This is a genomic window from Chryseobacterium sp. AG363, from assembly GCF_003610675.1.
GTDB lineage: Bacteria > Bacteroidota > Bacteroidia > Flavobacteriales > Weeksellaceae > Chryseobacterium > Chryseobacterium cucumeris.
In genome coordinates this window covers 132,464-152,102 of record NZ_RAQF01000004.1, presented here as the reverse complement: position 1 = coordinate 152,102, position 19,639 = coordinate 132,464, and the positions used below count along the sequence as shown (strand labels likewise).

At 36.5% G+C, this 19,639-nt stretch carries 19 protein-coding genes; 9 read left to right on the top strand and 10 right to left on the bottom strand.

Annotation, left to right across the window (positions count from 1 at the left end; genetic code table 11):
- Positions 1-28: 28 nt before the first annotated feature.
- Positions 29-1,132 carry a lipid-A-disaccharide synthase gene (gene lpxB / locus DEU39_RS16975; RefSeq protein WP_120232736.1) on the bottom strand — a complete coding sequence of 368 codons (1,104 nt, stop codon included), beginning with the start codon at positions 1,130-1,132 and terminating at the stop codon, positions 29-31.
- Positions 1,133-1,210: 78 nt separating this feature from the next.
- On the opposite strand from lpxB, the gene DEU39_RS16970 reads away from it, so the two are divergent.
- Together DEU39_RS16970 and DEU39_RS16965 are read left to right on the top strand one after the other, a co-directional pair.
- The gene (locus tag DEU39_RS16970; protein WP_120232735.1) at positions 1,211-1,720 is read left to right on the top strand and encodes a DUF2480 family protein; all 510 of its coding nucleotides are present in this window, start codon (positions 1,211-1,213) and stop codon (positions 1,718-1,720) included.
- Positions 1,721-1,831: 111 nt separating this feature from the next.
- Positions 1,832-2,491, top strand: a complete 660-nt coding sequence (locus DEU39_RS16965) for a DUF937 domain-containing protein (RefSeq protein WP_034693065.1) — start codon at positions 1,832-1,834, stop codon at positions 2,489-2,491.
- A gap of 58 nt (positions 2,492-2,549) precedes the next feature.
- Here DEU39_RS16965 and DEU39_RS16960 read toward each other — a convergent pair whose 3' ends face one another.
- Together DEU39_RS16960 and DEU39_RS16955 are read right to left on the bottom strand one after the other, a co-directional pair.
- Entirely contained in the window at positions 2,550-2,669 is a 120-nt protein-coding gene (locus tag DEU39_RS16960; protein ID WP_065119703.1) for a 30S ribosomal protein THX, read from the bottom strand.
- 120 nt (positions 2,670-2,789) lie between these two features.
- Positions 2,790-4,184: an MATE family efflux transporter gene (locus DEU39_RS16955; protein ID WP_120232734.1), complete on the bottom strand. Its 1,395-nt coding sequence runs from the start codon at positions 4,182-4,184 to the stop codon at positions 2,790-2,792.
- A gap of 112 nt (positions 4,185-4,296) precedes the next feature.
- Here DEU39_RS16955 and DEU39_RS16950 point away from each other — a divergent pair, with 112 nt between their 5' ends.
- From DEU39_RS16950 to DEU39_RS16940, 3 genes are all read left to right on the top strand, one after another.
- On the top strand, positions 4,297-4,659 hold the full coding sequence (locus DEU39_RS16950) for an ankyrin repeat domain-containing protein (protein ID WP_120232733.1): 363 nt from the start codon (positions 4,297-4,299) through the stop codon (positions 4,657-4,659).
- 138 nt (positions 4,660-4,797) lie between these two features.
- Positions 4,798-6,552, top strand: coding sequence for an aspartate--tRNA ligase (aspS, locus tag DEU39_RS16945; protein WP_062675775.1), 1,755 nt, complete (start codon positions 4,798-4,800; stop codon positions 6,550-6,552).
- Between the two features lie 516 nt (positions 6,553-7,068).
- Positions 7,069-8,400 carry a M12 family metallopeptidase gene (locus tag DEU39_RS16940; RefSeq protein WP_120232732.1) on the top strand — a complete coding sequence of 444 codons (1,332 nt, stop codon included), beginning with the start codon at positions 7,069-7,071 and terminating at the stop codon, positions 8,398-8,400.
- 66 nt (positions 8,401-8,466) lie between these two features.
- Here DEU39_RS16940 and DEU39_RS16935 read toward each other — a convergent pair whose 3' ends face one another.
- Complete coding sequence (locus tag DEU39_RS16935; protein WP_120232731.1) at positions 8,467-9,738, bottom strand: adenylosuccinate synthase; 1,272 nt, start codon at positions 9,736-9,738, stop codon at positions 8,467-8,469.
- Between the two features lie 172 nt (positions 9,739-9,910).
- Positions 9,911-10,480 (bottom strand): Crp/Fnr family transcriptional regulator, encoded by a 570-nt coding sequence (locus tag DEU39_RS16930; protein ID WP_062675772.1) that lies wholly within the window; start codon positions 10,478-10,480, stop codon positions 9,911-9,913.
- Positions 10,481-10,626: 146 nt separating this feature from the next.
- Here DEU39_RS16930 and DEU39_RS16925 point away from each other — a divergent pair, with 146 nt between their 5' ends.
- The 3 genes from DEU39_RS16925 to ligD all read left to right on the top strand — a co-directional run bounded on the left by DEU39_RS16925 (position 10,627) and on the right by ligD (position 13,960).
- Positions 10,627-11,412 (top strand): Ku protein, encoded by a 786-nt coding sequence (locus DEU39_RS16925; RefSeq protein WP_120232730.1) that lies wholly within the window; start codon positions 10,627-10,629, stop codon positions 11,410-11,412.
- Positions 11,412-12,017, top strand: coding sequence for a DNA polymerase ligase N-terminal domain-containing protein (locus DEU39_RS16920; RefSeq protein WP_120232729.1), 606 nt, complete (start codon positions 11,412-11,414; stop codon positions 12,015-12,017). The genes DEU39_RS16925 and DEU39_RS16920 overlap by 1 nt, the downstream gene beginning before the upstream one ends.
- Before the next feature lie 71 nt (positions 12,018-12,088).
- Positions 12,089-13,960 (top strand): DNA ligase D, encoded by a 1,872-nt coding sequence (ligD, locus tag DEU39_RS16915; protein ID WP_120232728.1) that lies wholly within the window; start codon positions 12,089-12,091, stop codon positions 13,958-13,960.
- Between the two features lie 54 nt (positions 13,961-14,014).
- Here the strand turns inward: ligD and DEU39_RS16910 are convergent, their stop codons facing one another.
- The 5 genes from DEU39_RS16910 to DEU39_RS16885 all read right to left on the bottom strand — a co-directional run bounded on the left by DEU39_RS16910 (position 14,015) and on the right by DEU39_RS16885 (position 17,839).
- The gene (locus tag DEU39_RS16910) at positions 14,015-14,860 is read right to left on the bottom strand and encodes a mechanosensitive ion channel family protein (RefSeq protein WP_062675768.1); all 846 of its coding nucleotides are present in this window, start codon (positions 14,858-14,860) and stop codon (positions 14,015-14,017) included.
- 274 nt (positions 14,861-15,134) lie between these two features.
- On the bottom strand, positions 15,135-15,869 hold the full coding sequence (locus tag DEU39_RS16900; RefSeq protein WP_120232726.1) for an SDR family NAD(P)-dependent oxidoreductase: 735 nt from the start codon (positions 15,867-15,869) through the stop codon (positions 15,135-15,137).
- A 183-nt stretch (positions 15,870-16,052) separates the two neighbouring features.
- Complete coding sequence (yajC, locus tag DEU39_RS16895; RefSeq protein ID WP_062675766.1) at positions 16,053-16,415, bottom strand: preprotein translocase subunit YajC; 363 nt, start codon at positions 16,413-16,415, stop codon at positions 16,053-16,055.
- Between the two features lie 10 nt (positions 16,416-16,425).
- Positions 16,426-16,932 carry a DUF1573 domain-containing protein gene (locus tag DEU39_RS16890; protein ID WP_120232725.1) on the bottom strand — a complete coding sequence of 169 codons (507 nt, stop codon included), beginning with the start codon at positions 16,930-16,932 and terminating at the stop codon, positions 16,426-16,428.
- 1 nt (position 16,933) lies between these two features.
- On the bottom strand, positions 16,934-17,839 hold the full coding sequence (locus DEU39_RS16885) for a transcription antitermination protein NusB (RefSeq protein WP_062675764.1): 906 nt from the start codon (positions 17,837-17,839) through the stop codon (positions 16,934-16,936).
- 91 nt (positions 17,840-17,930) lie between these two features.
- Between DEU39_RS16885 and DEU39_RS16880 the strand changes: the two genes are divergently transcribed.
- Positions 17,931-19,592, top strand: coding sequence for an ABC transporter ATP-binding protein (locus DEU39_RS16880; RefSeq protein WP_120232724.1), 1,662 nt, complete (start codon positions 17,931-17,933; stop codon positions 19,590-19,592).
- The last annotated feature ends 47 nt before the right edge of the window (positions 19,593-19,639 follow it).

Below are 19,639 nucleotides of genomic sequence, written 5' to 3'. Positions count from 1 at the left end.
AGATTAATAATCAGAAACTCAATACAAACTACACTTTCAATATCACCTCAGCAGCATGATCGCTGGCTCCTTTTCCGCCAAGCTTTTCTCTGAGAAGATGATAGTCATTCAGAACCTGTTCCCTTCTCTCTCCTGACAAAATTTTATTGAGCTCTTCAACCAGATTTTTGGTATTGAGATCATTTTGAATCAATTCTTTCACCACTTCTCTGTCCATAATCAGATTAACCAGAGAAATATAATTGATATTTTTCACCAATCTTTTAGCAATAGCATAGGAAATTTTACTTCCACGATAGCAAACTACTTCAGGTATATTCAACAAAGCGGTTTCCAACGTAGCTGTTCCGGAAGTCACCAAAGCCGCTTTTGAACATCTTAGCAGATCATAGGTTTTATTAGAAACAAAATGAACATTATCATCTACATATTTCTGATAAAATTCTTTTGGAAGACTTGGCGCACCGGCAATCACAAACTGATAGTTTTGGAACTGCGGTCTTACGGAAAGCATTATTTCAAGCATCTTTTCTACTTCCTGTTCTCTGGAACCAGGAAGCAATGCAATGATTTCTTTTTCATTCAAGCCATGCTCCGATTTGAAACGTTCAATACTTATTTCCTCAAGGTCTGAAATAGCATCCAGCAAAGGATGACCTACAAAATGGGAGTGAACTCCATGTTTTCTATAAAAGTCTTCTTCAAATGGAAGGATGACCATCATTTCATCCACATATTTTCTAATAATCTCTACTCGGCCTTCTTTCCAAGCCCAAAGCTGGGGAGAAATATAATAAACGACTTTGATTCCCAATTCCTTGGCAAATCTGGCAATTCTCAGATTAAATCCAGGATAATCCACCAGGATCAAAACATCAGGTCTGTTCTTCTGAATATCCTCTTTACAGAATTTAATATTATTCAGAATAGTACGGAGATTCATCACCACTTCCAGAAATCCCATAAAAGCAAGATCACGGTAATGCTTCACCAACGTTCCGCCCTGAGCTTTCATCAGGTCGCCACCCCAAAATCTGAATTCCGCTTGGGGATCCTTGTGTTTTATGGCTTTCATCAGATTGCTTCCATGTAAATCGCCGGAAGCTTCTCCTGCAATAATATAATACTTCATTTCTATAGTAAGGATAGAGAACAAATTAAGACAGATATGATCTTAATTCGTAAATTTGTTCAAAGATAATGATAAAAAATGTCAGAAGAATTTGAAATCCGGAATAAAGTTGCAGAAAGCGGCCTTATCAATTTTGACCTTACCACTTTACTGCCAAAAGGGGAAAGAAAAGGTATAGACCTTAAAGATTTCCTTTTTCAGGAATTGATCCTGAAAGAAAAAGATTTCCGCGAAAAGGTAGATGCTATCGATACGGAAAAATATAAAGACGCTTACGTATATATTTACAATTCTGTAGACACTATTATTCCTCTATGGGCTTATTTTGTTTTAACAGCAAAAATCACCGATGTAGCAAAGAAAGTAGTTTTTGGAAACCGCGAGGATCTGGAAGTTATTTTAATGCATAATGCCATCCAGACTCATGATTTTGAAGAAATGAGAGGAAAAAGAGTACTGGTGAAAGGATGTTCAGATAAAGAAATTCCTGAAAATGCTTATATCGAATTGGTAGAACAGCTAAAGCCTATTGTAAAATCTCTGATGTTCGGAGAAGCGTGTTCAAACGTTCCTATCATTAAAAACTAAGGTCTTCTGAAACACGCTCAGAAACTTTAACAATAATTATGAAGGGCGGTGATTTTGTGAGGCATATTTTTTGATAACTTTGGTGTACTTAATACTAAATAAACACAAAAAATGAGTTTAATTGACCTACTTACAGGGAACACAGGCAATCAGGTTGCTGAACAGGCTGAAAACAAATTCGGAATCAGTAAAAACCAGGTAATTGCCCTGTTAGCTGTTGCTACCCCTCTTATCATTTCTTATCTTAGAAATAAATCTCAGGATGCTAAAGAAGCAGAAGCTTTAAATAATGCTTTAGATAAAGACCACAACGGAAGTATTTTAAATGATGCTTCACAAATTGAAGCAAGACAGGCTGAAGGAGGATCTATTCTTGATCATATCTTCGGTGGGCAAAAAAGCACCGTTGAAAACCAACTGTCACAGAACACAGGAATTTCAATAGACAAAATTGGTCCTATCCTTGCGATGCTGGCACCAGTAGTAATGGGTTACATCGGACAGCAGAAACAACAGAGCAACGTAGGAGCAGGCGGCCTGGGAGATCTTTTAGGAGGGATCCTTGGTAATGCTTCCAATCAGGCACAAGCTCAGCAGTCTAATCCTTTGAATGACATTCTTGGAAGTGTTTTAGGAGGTGGCGGACAATCACAATCATCAGGAAATCCACTGAACGATATACTGGGAAGTGTATTGGGTGGTGGTGGAAACCAACAACAAGGCGGCGGCGGTTTAGGCAGCATCCTTGGTAATATTTTGGGAGGTAAATAATTAATTTAATTTTCATAAAAAAGACCGGAGATATGATCTTCGGTCTTTTTATTTTTGATTACTTTTTAGATTTTTCTTCAGAAGCTGCAAAAGATTTTGAGGCTTTTTTAGGTCTTCTTTTACCATAACTTCCTGAATTGATTTTCCCTCTTCTAGATTTTTTGTCTCCTTTTCCCATAGTATTATGTATTTGTTGTACCACGAATTTAGAAAATACAATACTAAAATCCAATTAATGAAGCTGTTAAAGTTTTATAAATTAGGGAGGAAAGCTGGAGAATTCCATCACCCACGCTTTCTACACTTTTATTGTCTTCCATTTTCCTTTTTTAAATAAGATAAAGGCAACAATGGTAATCAATGTTTCTGCGGCTGGAATTGATATAAAAACTCCTTTGGGTCCCAAGTCAAGATATTTTGATAAAAAATAGGCCAGCGGAATCTGAAACAGCCAGAAACCAAAAAGATTAACCCAGGTAGGGGTCCATGTATCACCAGCTCCATTAAAGGCATTGATCATCACCATCCCGATTCCATAGAAAATAAATCCTATACTCATAATCTGAAGTGCATTTTTAGCAAAATCTTTAATCGCCATTTCCTGAGTAAAAAAACTAACTAAAAAGTTCCCCATAAAAAGGAAAATTAAACTTACCACCAGCATAAAAATGACATTATATTTCACGGTTTTCATCACCGACTGTTCTGCTCTCAGCATTTCATTTGCTCCCATATTCTGTCCTACCAAAGTGGATGCTGCATTACTCAATCCCCAGGCTGGAAGCATAAAGAACATCATCAGTCTTAAAGCAGTCTGATAACCAGCCGATGCATTCTCTCCTCCTGTAGTTGCTACAAGTTCTGCAAGGAAAATCCAGCTGCATGAGGCAATGACAAACTGAAAAATTCCGGGAGTTGCAATTTTTATAATGGATTTGATTAATGAATAATTCGGCTTAAAATAAGGAAGTTTAATTCTTATCTGAGTATCCGCAACCAAAAGATGATACAGCTGATAAATTACTCCAATACTACGTCCTATTGTTGTTGCCAAAGCAGCTCCCGTTAGTCCCAAAGCAGGAGCAGGCCCAAGGCCTTTTATCAGAATCGGACAGAGAATGATATTCGCAATATTCGCGATCCATAAACTTTTCATAGCAATCATAGCATTTCCGGCCCCTCTGAAAATCCCATTAATTAAAAATAAAAGCATAATAATCGTGCTGCTTCCCATCATAATTCTGGTAAAATTCTTTCCATAAGCAACCGCTTCCGGTTTTGAGCCCATCAGAATCAGAATTTCTTCAGCATAAATTACTCCAAGCAAACTTAAAATAAAAGTAATCGCAAAGGAAACGAGTAATACCTGTGCTGCGCTTCTGGAAGCCTGTTCCGGATTTTTTTCACCAATTCTCCTCGCTACCAAAGCTGTGGCCGCCATACTCATCCCAATGGCAATAGAATACATTATCGAAAGTACAGATTCGGTAAGCCCTACCGTTTGAATCGCAAAACCGCTTTCTTTCAGATGGCCGACAAAATAAAGATCCACAAGAGCAAATACAGATTCCATAGCCATTTCCAGCATCATGGGAATGGCTAAAAGCAGCACAGCACTTCTGATATTCACTTTCGTAAAATCAGTTTCTTCACCACTGAATGCTTTTTTCAAAAATTCAATATATTTTGTCATTTCGCAATTAATATTTTATGTAATCCCAAAAATACAAATCCAATTATTAGAAAAACTTAGCAATTGGTAATAAAATTTAATTTAGATTTGTATATTCTTAAAAATTATCCTTATGAAAAAAATAATCTCTACTACTTTTCTATTTGGAATGTTACTGTCCGGCAGCATGTTCTCTGCCCAGAAGATGAGTCAGGAAAAGATGAAAGCCATTTATTCTGATGATATAGCAACATTTAAAAAACAGTTTGCTCCGGGAGATTACAACAAATGTTTTCTTGTGGGAGATATACTTTATTCACCCCTTGGCTTCAGTGTAATGTCTGACAGAAAGAATATTATCAACTTCCTTTTGGACAATAAGGCAAATGTGAATAAAAAATGTCAGAATAAAACACCTCTTGAAGTAGCTGATGAAACAAAAGGCAGTGAGGATGTAAAGAGAATTCTGATCGCAAAAGGTGGTAACAGAATTTAAAAAAATCCAAAAACAATATATGAAACTTCCGAAAGGGAGTTTTTTTTATTTATAAAACCTGCAAAAATCTTATCTTTGCCAACGAAAAATTCAAGGTTCGGAATTGAACCTTAAACATTGAACTTTAAACAAATAATTATGTTTCGATCACACACCAACGGAGAGCTATCTCTGAAAAATCTGAATGAAGAAGTTACACTATCAGGATGGGTACAGACTATCCGTGATAAAGGATTTATGATTTGGGTAGATCTTCGAGATCGTTACGGAATTACCCAGCTGGTTTTTGACCAGGACCGCTCTTCTGCTCAATTGATGGAGGAAGCTAAAAAACTGGGCCGTGAATTTGTGATTCAGGCTACCGGAAGAGTTATTGAAAGAGTAAGCAAAAACCCTAATATTCCAACCGGGGAAATTGAAATTCTGGTAGAAAAACTGACTATTCTGAACGATTCTCAGCTTCCACCTTTCACCATTGAGGATGAAACGGATGGTGGTGAAGAATTAAGAATGAAATACCGTTATCTGGATATCAGAAGAAATCCGGTAAAAGATAAGCTGATCTTCCGCCACAAAATGGCACAGAAAGTAAGAAATTATTTATCTGAAGAAGGTTTTATTGAAGTGGAAACACCTGTTTTGATCAAGTCTACTCCAGAGGGAGCAAGAGATTTTGTTGTACCAAGCAGAATGAATCCTGGACAGTTTTATGCATTGCCACAGTCTCCACAAACTTTCAAACAGCTTTTGATGGTAGGTGGGATGGATAAATATTTCCAGATTGTAAAATGCTTCCGTGATGAGGATTTAAGAGCAGACAGACAGCCGGAATTCACGCAGATCGACTGTGAAATGGCTTTCGTAGAGCAGGAAGACGTTATGAACGTATTCGAAGGAATGACTAAGACTCTATTAAAAGACATTACAGGTAAGGAATTCGGAGATTTCCCAAGAATGACTTTCGCAGATGCGATGAGAAAATATGGAAATGACAAACCGGATATCCGTTTCGGAATGGAGTTCGTAGAACTGAATGAACTGGTAAAAGGAAAAGACTTTAAGATATTTGATGATGCTGAATTAGTAGTCGGAATCAATGTAGAAGGGTGTGCAGACTATACAAGAAAGCAGATTGATGAACTTGTGGATTGGGTTAAACGTCCTCAGATTGGTGCTTCAGGAATGGTTTGGGCAAAATTCCAGAATGATGGTGTAAAAACCTCATCGGTAAATAAATTCTACAACGAAGAAGATTTAGCAAAGATCATCGAAAAATTCGGAGCAAAAGAAGGTGACTTGATGTTGATTCTTTCTGGAAACGAAAATAAAGTAAGAGCTCAGCTTTCTGCATTAAGAATGGAACTTGGAAACCGTTTGGGATTAAGAAAAGGAAATGAGTTTGCTCCACTTTGGGTAGTAGACTTTCCGCTATTGGAATGGGATGAAGATACCGAAAGATACCATGCAATGCACCATCCTTTCACGTCTCCAAAACCGGAAGATATCCACTTATTGGAAACTGATCCTGGAAAAGCAAGGGCTAACGCTTATGATATGGTTCTGAACGGAAACGAAATCGGAGGTGGATCTATCAGAATTTTTGACAGAGATCTTCAGTCTAAAATGTTCGATTTATTAGGATTTACCAGAGAAGAAGCAGAAGCTCAGTTCGGATTCCTTATGAATGCCTTCAAATACGGAGCACCACCACACGGAGGTTTAGCATTCGGATTTGACCGTTTGGTAGCGATTCTTGACGGAAACGAAGTAATCAGAGATTATATTGCTTTCCCTAAGAACAATTCAGGACGAGATGTAATGATCGATGCGCCTGCTTCGATTGCTGATGCACAGCTCGACGAATTAGAATTACAATTGAATTTAAAAGCATAAATGTAAAGCGGGGCAAATGCCTCGCTTTTTTTATATTCTTATACAGGAGCCTTAAGTTTACCCTGAACTTCCTGATGCTTTATACTGACAATATTATTTTTGAAAAACAAATAGTAATAAAGTAGTATTATTTAGAATCAAAAAACATTACAAATTCCACTCTAATTTATCAATTTACTAACAAAACAAACTTTACACTAGTGAAATATACATTTTTATACACTATGTCAAATATTCGTGAAATAACTTAATTTAAAATTTAATAGTAAAAATTAAATTAAAACAATTACATTAACGAAATAAATACATTTTTCAAATAAAAAAACAACAAAACAATCATTATATTATGTTATATGTAAATATAATTTTTATTGATATATTTACGTTACACAGCTGAATTATAATGAAGACTTAATCAAAACTTAGAAATTGATGTATTTTTATAATCTCATGCGCATGATAATAATATAGCTGTTCATATTTTAAACCTTGATAACCAAACCAATATTAAATAATATGAAAAGCAAACTATTACTATTATCAGGATGCCTTGTTCTGGCACTGAATTCATGTAGGTCAGACATTGAAAATCCTCAAGCTGATTCAATCGATCCTGCAACCACGAAGCTCGACAATGCAAAGATTCACAAATTATCTATTGACGGAAAATTCACTTATGTTAATGAAATAAATGGTGAATATTTTTATGCAGAAGATATTACGATCAGCCCCGAACAGTTTAATGTATTACAAAAGCAGGCCAACTCCGGAACATCAACAGCAGAAAAAAGTACCATTGTAAGCTCTTTTATTAAGACATGGCCGAATGCAACCGTCTATTATACATTACCCAGCCAGGGAAGTCTGAGTACCCAGAATTATAATACGTTCCTGACCAATATCAACAAAGCATTTGATATGATTTCTTCACAAACCAGTATGCAGTTTGTTGAACGAACCAACCAAACAGAATATATTACTTTTACCTATACAACATCCAACAGCTCTCCGCTTGGATGGCAGAAAAACAGAGTTAATGGTATTAAAATCTATAATATCACTTATCCAGCAATTATTGCTCACGAAATCATGCATTCGATGGGAATCATGCACGAGCAGTGCCGCCCGGATAGGGATCAGTACATCATTGTAGATGTTAATAAAGCCGTAGAAGGAAGCCGTCATAACTTCAATCTTTACAATGATTACGCAGGACACGGTGCGTTTGATTTCGGTTCAGTTATGATGTATCAGTCTACAGACTTTGCTATAGACTCAAGTCAGCCTGTAATGACTAAGCTGGATGGTTCCACATTCACTAAGCAAAGAACAGGATTGTCTGCAGGTGATTATGCTGGTATCAATCATCTGTACGGACCTGTTAATGCTAATTCTGCCATCAACGGAACGTATACAATGAGAACAGCTTTAGCAAGTGATAAAAATGTAGATGTTTCAGGAAGTTCAACTACAGACGGCACCAGCATCATTCTGTATTCTGCTTCTACAGGGAATAACCAGAGATTTACTTTCACCAAATCAGATCATGGTTACTATACCATCAAATCCATATTGGATCCTACCAAGGTGTTAACCGTGAAAAGTAATGGGACAACGAATGGAACAGCTGTTGAATTAAGAACCAATGCCAATACGGATTCTCAAAAATGGTTATTATTCAACTTAGGAAATAATGGATTTGGATTTGCTCCGAAGAATGCACCAGCATTGAGATTAGAGGTAAAAAATGGCACAACAACCAATCTTACCCCTATTGTAATCGGAACAACTGATCAAACGCTTCAGCCTTCTACAAAACAACGCTTCATCCTTACAAAAGTTAACTAAATTTCTTCATACAAAAAGAGGTTAGGAAATAAATTTTCTAACCTCTTTCTATTCTATTACTATTTATTAGAGTAATTTTAACATTTCATTTCTTCCCGGCCCGGTTGAAAGATAAGCCACAGGAATTCCCAATTCTTCTTCCAGGAATGACAGAAACCCGAGGACTTCTTTTGGCAGCTCAGAAGGACTTTTCATTGCAGAGAAATCAGCATTCCAGCCATTCATCCATTTCAATACAGGTTTTCCATTTTCAGGAAGTAAACCTGAAACATCCACTGTTTTTCCATCTTCCAGTTCATAATGGGTACAGACTGCTACAGATTTTAATCCACTCAAAACATCCGCTTTTGTCAGAACCAGCTGAGTAACCCCGTTGATCATTACCGCATATTTTAAAGCAGGTAAATCCAGCCAGCCGGTTCTTCTAGGACGTCCTGTATTGGAACCAAATTCATTTCCTTTCATTCTGAGATCATCTCCAAATTCATCTAAAAGTTCCGTTGGAAATATACCATTTCCCACACGGGTACAATACGCTTTTGCTATACCGTAAATCTCACCGATCTTTTTCGGTGACACACCTAAACCGCTACTCGCCCCTGATGCTGTCGTGGAGGAAGACGTTACATACGGATAAGTACCATGATCAATATCCAGCATCGCTGCCTGAGATCCTTCTGCCAATACCTTTTTACCTTCAGATAAAGCTTTGTTGATATAAATTTCAGTCTCTGTACAATTGAATTTTTTAAGAAATTCCACCGCATCAAAAAACTCTTTACTGATTTCTTCCAAAGCAGGCAAAACAAGCATTCCTTCTTCTTCCAGCATTCTGTAATCTCTATCCAAAATGTGCTGTGCCCTGCTTTGAAAATCCGATGAAAATATATCCCCTACTCTCAGATTCTGTCTTAATATTTTGTTTGAATACGCCTGAGCAATCCCATTTTTTGTAGTTCCGATAGTGGTATACTCGGGACTTTCCTCCATAAAAATATCCAGAAGCTTATGCGTTGGCATTACCAGGTGTGCTTTTTGGGAAATAATGATATTGTTTTCTGGCTGAACGGTTTTATCAAATACCTGAAGATTCAGAATTTCTTTTTTAAAACTTACCGGATCAATAACAGTTCCCGTACCGATCACATTCTGTACTCCTTTCATAAAGATTCCCGAAGGAATCATTTTAAGCGTTATTCTGCGTCCGTTTCTTTCAATACTGTGCCCAGCATTAGATCCGCCGTTAAAACGAGCTGTAATGTCGTAATTTTCACTGATCAGATCAATAAACTTTCCCTTTCCTTCATCTCCCCATTGTAGTCCTAATACAATATCCATATTCGTACTTTAAATTTTATGAAGCAAAGCTATGACAGTCAGCATGAAACACCATTGCCATTTGACAAAAAGAGATCTGACCAGAAATGAGAAGCTAAATATTAGAGCCTAGAAGCAATTCACAACACTCCCACTTACATCATTAATCAATTATCATCTATCAGTAATAATCTTAAACTATATTTCTTCTGATCCTGCTAAGTGAAGAAGGTGTCACGCCAAGATAAGAAGCCAGCATAGACTGCGGAACCCTGTTGGCAAGGCCCGGATAATGATTTAAAAAATGAATGTATCGTGATTTTGCATCCTGATTGAGCATGATACTGGCGACCTTCAGTTTATTTTCTACTACAAAGGCATGAATTCTTGCAAACAAAATAGGCCATACCGCAATTTTCTCTTCCAGGATTTTAAAATGCTCACGGTCAATGACCAGCAATACAGCATCGGTAATCGCTTCAATGTCTTCATGCGCTGGCAGCTGATCGGTAAAGCCCTGAAAGTCCCCAATAAATCGTCCTTCATAAATAAAATACCGTGTAAAATCATCACCTTGCTTGTTATAATACAAAGACCGGAAAACACCTTCCTTCACAAAAGCAATTCTCTGACTTACTTTTCCGGCTTCTATGAAAGGATCTCCCTTTTTGACCGTTATTTCCTGAATTCCTTCAGCAATCAACAGCTCGTCCTGAGGATTCAGTGTCCCGAATTTTTTGATATAAGTAAAAAGCTCTTCCATATTTTGATATAACCACGGATTGCGGAAATATAAAGGTATAAAAGTCGCGGATAAAAACAATTGTCATTTGGCAACAAAGTCCATGAAAGGTACCACACGGGCTTCTGTCGGCATATTAATTGCTTGATTTTTAAAAACGTAAGACAATGAAAGCAATTTGGAACGGCGCAATTGGCTTCGGATTAGTCAACATTCCTGTTAAAATTTATTCCGCAACGGAAACCACAAAATTGGATCTCGATATGCTCGATAAATCTGATTTTTCAAACATCCGTTTCAAACGGGTAAACGAAAATACGGGGAAAGAAGTAAAATGGGAAAATATCGTCAAAGGTTATCTCATGGACGACAAATATATTGTTCTTGACGAAGAAGATTACGAAGCAGCAAGCCCTGAAAAAACAAAAATACTTTCTATTGACCAGTTTGTAAAGGAAGTAGAAGTAGACAGTATGTATTTTGAGACTCCTTATTATCTGGAACCTCAGAAAAATGGTGAAAATGCTTACAGACTTTTATTAAAAGCTCTTGAAAAAACTGCCATGGTAGGTATAGGAACTTTTGTGCTTCGTGACAGTGCAGCCATTGGGATGATCCGTCCTTATAATGACGACATACTTGTTTTGAATCGTTTGAGATTTGATCAGGAAATAAGAGACTATTCAGATTTAAAAATTCCTGCCCAAAAAGCTCCGAAACCTGCAGAGTTGAAGATGGCTGTTAGCCTGATTGAGCAGCTTTCCCAGGAATTTGATCCCGCAATGTATAAAGATACCTATTCTGATGAGCTGATGAAGATCATCAAGCAGAAAGCAAAAGGCAAAAACGTAAAAGCCCAAAAAGCGCAGCCTGCTAAGGAAGGTAAAGTGATTGACCTTATGGCGCAGTTAAAAGCCAGCCTGAATACTTCTAAATCCAAATCTGCATCATAATGGCTCTCAAAGATTATCATAACATAAGAAAGTTCGATGAAACCAGCGAACCTAAAGGAAAAACAAAGAAAAGCAAAGAAAAGTTGATTTTTGTGATTCAGAGACATGCTGCCTCCAGACTTCATTATGACTTCCGGCTTGAAATGGAAGGTGTACTGAAAAGCTGGGCCGTTCCGAAAGGCCCGTCATTAGACCCAAAAGATAAACGTCTTGCCATGATGGTAGAAGATCACCCTTACGACTATAAAGATTTTGAAGGAAATATTCCGGAAGGAAATTATGGTGCCGGACAAGTGGAAGTATGGGACAGCGGAACCTATGAACCTTTGGAGGAGAATTCAAAACTTTCTGATGAAAAAGAACTTCTGAAGGAACTTCATGCCGGTTCTTTAAAATTTATTTTACACGGTAAAAAGCTGAAAGGTGAATTTGCTCTGGTAAAAATGAAAAATACGGATGACAACTCATGGTTGCTTATCAAACATAAGGATGAATTTGCAGAAAGTCCTTATAATGCCGAAGAAAATACTTCACCAAAATCACTGGTCACTCAATTTTTAAAGGAAAAAAAAAGCCTAAAAATAAGAGAAAAAAAGAAGTTATAACTTCTGAAAAAACCTTCAGGAATTTCAATTCGTTAACGAATGAAAAAAAGCTTAAGTCTTTCATTAAACCCATGCTGGCTAAACTTTCAGAGGAAGCCTTCAATGATAAAGACTGGATCTTTGAAATAAAATGGGATGGCTACAGAGCTATTGCAGACCTCAGCCATGATGCTCCGCTTTTCTATTCCCGAAATGGAATTTCCTTTTTATCTAAATTTGACAAAATTGCTCAGGACTTCGGCCAACAAAGGCATCGTATGATCCTGGATGGCGAAGTTGTGGTCTATAATGAACAGGGAAAGCCTGACTTTCAGCTTTTACAGCAAATTGGGGATAACCCTGGTGCCGCCCTTGCCTATCAGGTTTTTGATATCTTATGGCTCAATGGATATTCTACAGAAGATCTTCCCTTAATTCAACGAAAAGAACTTTTAAAAGAAGCATTAACTGAAACCGAACGGATCAGATATTGTGATCATATTCCTGAAAAGGGCATTGAATTTTTTGAACAAATGAAGAAAATGCAGCTGGAAGGAATGATTGCAAAACGGGCAGACAGTCCGTATGTTGAAAATCACAGAACCACTGATTGGCTTAAAATCAAGTTTTCCAATACAGAAGAGGTCATTATTTGTGGTTTTACAGAACCCAGAGGATCACGGGAAAGCTTCGGAGCATTGATATTAGGAAAATTTATTGATGGGAAGCTTACTTACTGTGGTCATACAGGAACAGGTTTCAATACGGCTTCTTTGAAAGAAGTGTATGAGAGACTTCAGAAAATAATTGTAAAGTCATCTCCATTCGAAACAGCTCCGAAGACTAATATGCCGGTAACGTGGGTAAAACCTGAGCTGGTATGTGAAATCAAATATTCTGAAATTACCAAGGACGGAATCTTCAGACATCCGGTTTTTATCACAATCAGGGATGACAAAAGCCCGGAAGATACTAAAGCTCCATCCTTCACCGAAAAATCTAAAGATATGAATACGAAAGCTTCATCAAAAAAGACAAAGACTTCTGAAAAAGAGAAAGAGATTACCTTAGACAAGCATTCCGTAAAGCTTACCAATCAGGATAAGGTATATTTTCCTGAAGATGGCATTACAAAAGGAGATGTTATTGAATATTATCAGTCTGTAGCACGTTATATTCTCCCTTATTTAAAAAATCGTCCGCTTTCTCTCAACCGCTTTCCCAATGGAATTGAAGAGCAGAGCTTTTATCAGAAAGATGCAGGAGATCATGTTCCTGACTGGATAAAAACCACACAGGTATATTCGGAATCCAATGATAAACATATCGATTATATTTACTGTAATGACAAAGCTACTATGGCTTATCTTAATAATTTAGGCTGCATTGATTTCAATCCATGGAACAGTTCTTTACCAGATCTTGAGCATCCGGATTATCTGGTTTTAGACCTTGACCCTTCTTCAAAAAATACATTTGATGAGGTGATTGAAACAGCACTTCAGGTGAATGAAGTTTTAAAAACTATTAAAATAAAAGGCTATTGTAAAACTTCCGGAAGTACAGGAATTCATATCTATATTCCTATGGGAGCTCATTATGATTTTGACCAGGTAAAAGATTTCGCCCATATTCTCATGAAACAGGTAAACGAAAAACTGCCTAAGATTACCACGTTGGAAAGAAGTCTTCAAAAAAGGGATAACAAAAAAATTTACCTTGATTACCTGCAAAACAGAACGGGGCAGACTCTGGCAAGTGCTTACAGCCTGAGACCTAAACAAGGTGCTTCCGTTTCTATGCCTTTGGATTGGGATGAGTTGAAGCCTGGTGTGAAACCAACAGATTTTACTATTAACAATGCTCTTGACAGAATTAAGGAGAAAGGAGATTTGTTTAAACCGGTTTTGGGTAAGGGAATTGATATGATGAAGGCGTTGGAACTCCTGCAGAATATGGAATAAAATAAAACTCCCACATAGTATAACGCAGGAGTTTCTTAAAAAAATTAAATATAATTATTGATTGTAAATATGCACATCTCTTTGAGGAAAAGGTATTCCGATTCCAGCTTTATCGAGAGCTTCTTTACAACCGATGATTAGTTCTTCATTCATCGTCCAGAAATTTTCAGTGGAAGCACTTACTCTTACAGATACATTGACAGCACTGTCTCCCAATTCAGTAACTACCACTTGTGGAGCAGGTGTTGCAAGAGCATATTGATTATTCTTAATAACATTCATTAAAATATCCTTGGTATGTCTAAGATCTGCATCATAGGCAATTCCGATATCCAGTGATGTTCTTCTTGTACCCAGTTGGGTAAAATTGGTAATACTGTTATTTGAAACTACTCCGTTAGGAATAACGATCAGCTGGTTTTGTGGGGTGATCAGTTTTGTATGAAAAATATCAATAGCATCTACAGTCCCTGAAACCCCTGAATTGGTAGAAATAAAATCACCAATCTTAAAAGGTTTTAATAGTAGAATTAAGATTCCGCCTGCAAAATTTGTTAAGGACCCCTGTAAAGCTAAACCAACCGCTAAACCTGCGGCACCAATCATTGCAACAAATGCAGAGGTTTGTACTCCAAGCTGCGTTACAACTACAATAAACAAAAGAATATTAAGTCCCCAGTTGATAATATTTAAAAGAAAATGCTGCAGTGAAGCTTCCATATTTCTTTTTTTGAAAGCTTTTTCCACCAGTTTCTTAATCATCCTGATCATCCATGATCCGATAAGATAAATTAATAATGCAGAAATGATTGCAGTAAAGATTCTCGGTGCCCATGAAATTGCTGAAGAAATTAAGGTATCCCAGTGTTGTTGAATCTTGTTCAGTTCTAAATCGTCCATTTTTATACTGTGTGTTTTACTATTTATATCAATGAAGCATTGACATCTTCTGCAGGATCCGAAAAAAAAGAAATTCACCTTGCACTGTGGAGTGAAAGTAAATTATATTTTATCCTTAAAAATAGATTGACAGCAGAAAAGAATATTTCTGCTTTACTCAATAATCATTCAGAAATTGAATCTTGCAGGAAGAAATAATTTTTGGGTCATAGAATTACAAAAACGATACCGAAGTGTGAGTGTTTTCAAAGAAAATAATATCAAGAAACATTCTCTAAGGTAATTTTGCAGCCAGACTTTCCGGTAAAAGCCTAAGAATATGGTAGATAATTTTCCACTTAAAATTCGGAACAATGGTAAAGGAATTTCCAGCATTGACAATAAATTTCGCCACATAATCCGGCTCCATGATCAGAGATTCATTCAGTTCCAGCCCTTCGTTGATTTTTGTTCTGATATAACCAATAACCAAGGCATTCACAATTATTTTTCGGGAAGCTAGTTCCTGTCTCAATCCCGCAAGAAACTGAGTAAATGCAGCCTTTGTGCTTCCGTAGACAAAATTACTTTTTCTTCCTCTTACTCCTGACAAGGAAGAGAGTCCGATTATTCTTTCCAGGTTGGTATTGCTTTTATCCATTGCAATAATACTCAGGATAGAAACTCCCCCCATATAATTGACTTCCATCATTTGTTTGGCTCCCTTGAAATCAGCCAGCGCCTTTTGATTGTCTACTAAAAAACCTGCGGAATAAACCACAATATGAGGTTGTACAGAAAGACTGGAATAAAACTGATGATGAGAATCAAAATCTGCAGCATCAAAATACAAAACAGAAACTTTGGAGCGGTCCAGATTGTTTGATCCAATAAAATCATTCAAAGAGTTTGTATTCCTGGAAGCTGCAATTACGGAAAATCCTTTTTCAACATATTGTATTATACATTGTTTCGCTACATCTGAATTGGCTCCCAGAATAAGAACCGTTTTGTTTGTGTTTTGCTTCATGAAGCAAAGATAATTTTTTTATTAAACACTATTCCCACTCATTGCTTTCACAATTGGACCCAAAAGCAGCCAAACATATTAAAAATATGGGAAGTAAATACGACTTATGAAATCAAAATCTTATAAAAAGCTGCGGCGGGTGAACTTTGTTCACCCGCCGCAGCTTAATATTTTCAGACTGAATTATTTCTTTTCTTCAGTTGCTGTTTCTTTTTTGTCATCTGCCTTTTCAGCAGTTTTTGCTTTATCTCCAAAACGAGCCTCAGTCATTTCTCTTGAAACTGCAGCTTTTTCGAATTTCAGTTTTCCGGATAATGTTTCGATAACAAAACCGTCATCCTGAACCTGAGCAATTCTTCCGTGAAGGCCTGATGTAAGAACTACTCTTGTTCCCACTTTAAGGTTTTCCTGAAAGTTTTTCTCCTGCTTTTGCTTTTTCATTTGAGGTCTGATCATCAGGAAATAAAATCCTACAAACATTACCCCCATCATGATCAGCATCATAGGTGAAGAACCACCCTGTGCCTGTAAAAATAGTGTCAACATATTTAAAATATTATGGCTGAATGTTCGCCGTGAAAGTTAATCTGATTGGAGCTTTTTCTACATTAGCAAAAACGTCTGCATACTTCTGAACGTTTCCGTCGAAGCTTGAAGAATCGAAGTGTAAAGTAACTTTTCCTTTTTTACCAGGCATGATAGGCTCTTTTGTAAAATCAGGAGCTGTACATCCGCATCCTGGCTTCACTTCAGAAATAATCAATGGGTTTTTACCTGTGTTGGTAATTTCATACACATGCTCTACTTTATCTCCTTTTTTGATTTTTCCAAAATCGAAGCTGTTTTCAGATAAAGCTACAGAAGTAGATGGTTCGTTAGAAACCGGAGCAACTGTTTCACCTGCTACAGGTGCTGCTGCAGAATCAGTGGTAACCGGAGCCGCAACAGCTGCAGAATCAATAGTTGCAGTTTCAGCACTTTGAGTTTCTTTGTTTTCTTTTTTACATGAAACTAACCCAAAGCCTATAATTGACAAGGCGATAATTGATAACGTCTTTTTCATTTTATATTCTATTTTGATCTTTACAATATTTATCTAAAATACCATTGATGAAGATATTGGAACGGTCTGTAGCAAATACTTTTGCAATTTCAATATATTCATTAATGATCACTCTTGAAGGTGTGAAAGCAAAGTTATCAAGCTCTGCAATGGCTGTAGATAAAATTACTTTATCCATTAGAGAAACTCTTTCCAGATCCCAGTTTTCCAGTCTTTCTTCCAGTTTCTTTTCATTGTTTTCCCAGTTATTCAGGGTATCTCTTAGCAATTTTGAAGCGAATGTTTTATCTTCTTCATCTTTAATCATTTTGATCAGAGTTCTGCTTTCTTCATCTTCTCTCAGGAAACCGATTGTTTTTTGTACCATTGAATTGGCGATATGGATATCATCATACCATGAAAGTTCCTTATCACCTAAATAGTCATGAAAATCTTCATTTTCAGCAATATACCTTAGAAATAATTTACCTATAAATTTCTGATCTTCTTCAAAAGAATATCCTTCTTCTTTCATGAAATCCTGATAACGTTTCCCAGCAGTAATTCTCTGGAAAGTTTTTACCAATAAATCATCATGCATATCCCATTTCAACTGCTTGTGCTGCCCTGTAAAAAATAATCTTTCAGGATTTTCTTCCAGCTTAAGCAATACCTGGTTGTTGATGAATTTTTGGTTAGGATTAATATCAGCATCAGTTTTAAGAAATTTATTCTTACCAATTTCGATCTGATTTTCTGCCAAATCTTTCAAACCCACCAAAAAGTTGAGCTGATAGATGTATAGATAATAGATTTTCTCTATCCCGGCAAACATGTTTTTCTCTAAAACATCAAATTTTACAGGATTTTGGTAGTAAGAATACACGGTCTGTACTACTTTTTCACGGATTTGTCGTCTTCCTAACATTCAAAGAGCTTTTTTATGGCTGCAAAGATACGAAATTTAAAATTGATGAAATTCGTAGTGTGATGACATTTTTGTAATTTTGTGCAACTATATGAAAGCGCTTAAAACCTTAAACCCCTATTTTTGGAAACACAAAATACTATTGTTTTGGGGGGTACTCTTTATCATTGCCAGTAATTTCTTTAATATATATAAGGTTCAGTTTGTAGGAAAATCTGTGGATGAACTTACAAAAAATGGGAATCTTGGCTTTAACAATCAGGTTCTGATTTATGTTGGAATTATTGTAGGATGTTCTCTTTTAACCGGATTCTTTACCTTTATGATGAGACAGACCATCATTGTTGCATCCAGAAGAATAGAATACGAACTTAAAAATAAAATCTACAGACATTATCAGGATTTATCTTTAACGGATTATAAACAAACTACTATCGGAGACTTGATGAACAGATTAAGTGAAGATGTGGTGGCAGTAAGAATGTATCTTGGTCCCGGGGTAATGTATGTAGCCAACCTCATTGTACTGGTAATTATTACTGCTATTTACATGGTAAAAACGGATGCTTCCATGACGATGTGGACTTTACTTCCACTTCCTATTTTATCTTTTGCCATTTATAAGGTAAGTTCTATTATCAATAAAAAATCAAAGATCATGCAGAAAAGCCAGTCTGCGATTTCAACTTTTGTTCAGGACAGTTTTTCCGGAATCCGTGTGGTAAAATTTTTCGCCAGAGAAAAATACATTGAAAAAAACTACGGAATCAAAGTCACCGATTATCAGAATAAAGCTTTAGATCTTGCCAAAACAGAAGCCTATTTCTTCACCATTATTCTTTTTGTCATCGGATTATTAAATGTTGCTATTATCTGGATTGGAGGTACAAAATATATTGCCGGAGAATTAAGCATTGGTAAGATTGCTGATTTCTTTATGTATATCAATACCCTGATTTTCCCTTTTTCCATGGTAGGTTGGGTAACTTCTGTCAACCAGAGAGCTGAAGCATCCATGCAGAGGATCAATGAATTTATGGATAAAAAATCGGAGATTATTAATACTAATTTTGAAAACTATCCAATCAAAGGAGATATAGAATTCATAAATGTCTCTTACGTATATCCAAATACAGGAATTAAAGCCCTGGACAATCTAAGTTTTAAAGTAAAAGCCGGAGAATCATTAGCTATTATGGGGAAAACCGGTAGTGGAAAATCAACAATTGCCTTGCTATTATGCCGATTAATAGATCCTACAGAAGGGGAAATTTTAATTGATGGTAAAAACCTGAAAGACCATAATCTGGAGAACTACAGAAACTTTATCGGATATATTCCTCAGGAGAGCTACTTATTCTCTGATTCTATTGAAAATAATATTGGTTTTGCCATTGATCATCCTTCTCATGAGAAAGTAGTAGAGTATTCCAATATTGCAGATGTTCACAAAAATATTATAGAGTTTAAAGACCAATATAAAACACTTGTAGGTGAACGCGGGGTCATGCTTTCGGGGGGGCAAAAGCAAAGAATTTGTATCGCAAGAGCCTTAATTAAGAATCCTAATATCATTATTTTTGATGATTCTCTGTCCGCTTTAGACACAGAAACGGAGCAGAATATTCTGGAAAATATTGACAAAAAAATCAGTAACGCAACTTCCATAATTATCACACACAGAGAGTCTAGCGCACAAAAAGCCCATCAGATTATCAACCTAACCGAAATTGCCAATTCTGTAACCGCTTAGCCATTTCATTCTCAATTGTTAAATAAATCATAAAAAAAATTTTGTGA

Excerpts from the sequence above, each read along its gene's own strand:
- aspS (WP_062675775.1), top strand. The coding sequence starts at position 4,798 with ATGTTTCGATCACACACCAACGGAGAGCTATCTCTGAAAAATCTGAAT.
- DEU39_RS16965 (WP_034693065.1), top strand. The coding sequence starts at position 1,832 with ATGAGTTTAATTGACCTACTTACAGGGAACACAGGCAATCAGGTTGCT.
- DEU39_RS16970 (WP_120232735.1), top strand. The coding sequence starts at position 1,211 with ATGTCAGAAGAATTTGAAATCCGGAATAAAGTTGCAGAAAGCGGCCTT.
- ligD (WP_120232728.1), top strand. The coding sequence starts at position 12,089 with ATGCTGGCTAAACTTTCAGAGGAAGCCTTCAATGATAAAGACTGGATC.
- lpxB (WP_120232736.1), bottom strand. The coding sequence starts at position 1,132 with ATGAAGTATTATATTATTGCAGGAGAAGCTTCCGGCGATTTACATGGA.
- DEU39_RS16910 (WP_062675768.1), bottom strand. The coding sequence starts at position 14,860 with ATGGACGATTTAGAACTGAACAAGATTCAACAACACTGGGATACCTTA.
- DEU39_RS16960 (WP_065119703.1), bottom strand. The coding sequence starts at position 2,669 with ATGGGAAAAGGAGACAAAAAATCTAGAAGAGGGAAAATCAATTCAGGA.
- DEU39_RS16940 (WP_120232732.1), top strand. The coding sequence starts at position 7,069 with ATGAAAAGCAAACTATTACTATTATCAGGATGCCTTGTTCTGGCACTG.
- DEU39_RS16955 (WP_120232734.1), bottom strand. The coding sequence starts at position 4,184 with ATGACAAAATATATTGAATTTTTGAAAAAAGCATTCAGTGGTGAAGAA.
- DEU39_RS16885 (WP_062675764.1), bottom strand. The coding sequence starts at position 17,839 with ATGTTAGGAAGACGACAAATCCGTGAAAAAGTAGTACAGACCGTGTAT.
- DEU39_RS16890 (WP_120232725.1), bottom strand. The coding sequence starts at position 16,932 with ATGAAAAAGACGTTATCAATTATCGCCTTGTCAATTATAGGCTTTGGG.
- DEU39_RS16930 (WP_062675772.1), bottom strand. The coding sequence starts at position 10,480 with ATGGAAGAGCTTTTTACTTATATCAAAAAATTCGGGACACTGAATCCT.
- DEU39_RS16900 (WP_120232726.1), bottom strand. The coding sequence starts at position 15,869 with ATGAAGCAAAACACAAACAAAACGGTTCTTATTCTGGGAGCCAATTCA.
- DEU39_RS16920 (WP_120232729.1), top strand. The coding sequence starts at position 11,412 with ATGGCTCTCAAAGATTATCATAACATAAGAAAGTTCGATGAAACCAGC.
- DEU39_RS16925 (WP_120232730.1), top strand. The coding sequence starts at position 10,627 with ATGAAAGCAATTTGGAACGGCGCAATTGGCTTCGGATTAGTCAACATT.
- DEU39_RS16935 (WP_120232731.1), bottom strand. The coding sequence starts at position 9,738 with ATGGATATTGTATTAGGACTACAATGGGGAGATGAAGGAAAGGGAAAG.
- yajC (WP_062675766.1), bottom strand. The coding sequence starts at position 16,415 with ATGTTGACACTATTTTTACAGGCACAGGGTGGTTCTTCACCTATGATG.
- DEU39_RS16880 (WP_120232724.1), top strand. The coding sequence starts at position 17,931 with ATGAAAGCGCTTAAAACCTTAAACCCCTATTTTTGGAAACACAAAATA.
- DEU39_RS16950 (WP_120232733.1), top strand. The coding sequence starts at position 4,297 with ATGAAAAAAATAATCTCTACTACTTTTCTATTTGGAATGTTACTGTCC.